Source organism: Oleiphilus sp. HI0128 (assembly GCF_001635365.1).
Genome location: NZ_LWGG01000528.1, coordinates 1 through 669, shown reverse-complemented (window position 1 = coordinate 669; position 669 = coordinate 1). Strand labels below are relative to the sequence as shown.

General features: G+C 45.6%; 1 protein-coding gene. It reads right to left on the bottom strand.

Annotated features, from left to right (window positions below):
• A partial coding sequence (locus A3763_RS06185) for an EAL domain-containing protein (protein WP_156494966.1) occupies positions 1-669 on the bottom strand: 669 nt, incomplete at both ends.

The following is a 669-nucleotide window of genomic DNA, read 5'->3' as shown; positions in this document are numbered from 1 at the left end:
CCTTGCCCATATCGACAGCCATTAATCTTTAAGAAAGCTTCCTGCTCCTTCGTTTCGATCCCTGTAGCAAAGGTTTTTAAATCCATCTGACTCGCAATAGCTAGCAGTGTTTCAGTGATGGCCATATCGCTTTCATCCCTTGGTATGCCATTCACGAAAGTTCGGTCGACCTTAATGATGTCGGCGGGAATTTGCTTTAACTGTCGTAGTGAGCTTAGACCGGTTCCAAAGCTGTCGATTGTCAGTGACACGCCCAACTCTTTAAGTTGAGTAAGTGTCACAAAGGATGTCTCGATATTGCTTGTGATCGTGCTTTCCGACATTTCCAGAATCAGGTTCTTTGGATCAAATTTAGTGCTCTCTACTGCTTTTTGGATAAGTTCAACTATTCGCGGATGGTTAAATTGGCGGTTAGAGAGGTTGAGCGCTATTTGTATCGGCGTGTCTGACCATTCCTGAATTGCTCGTCCTTGCAGGCAGGCGTTAGAAATTACCCATTGACCAATGTCGTGCAATAAGCCCGTTTGCTCAGCGACATCAATAAAGTACTCTGGCGTGACTAAACCTTTGTCAGGATGATGCCAGCGTAGCAAGGCTTCAAGCGCGAGAATTTCACCCGTTTCAATGTCGATGATAGGTTGGTAGTAAAGCTTGAATTGGCTGGCGCTG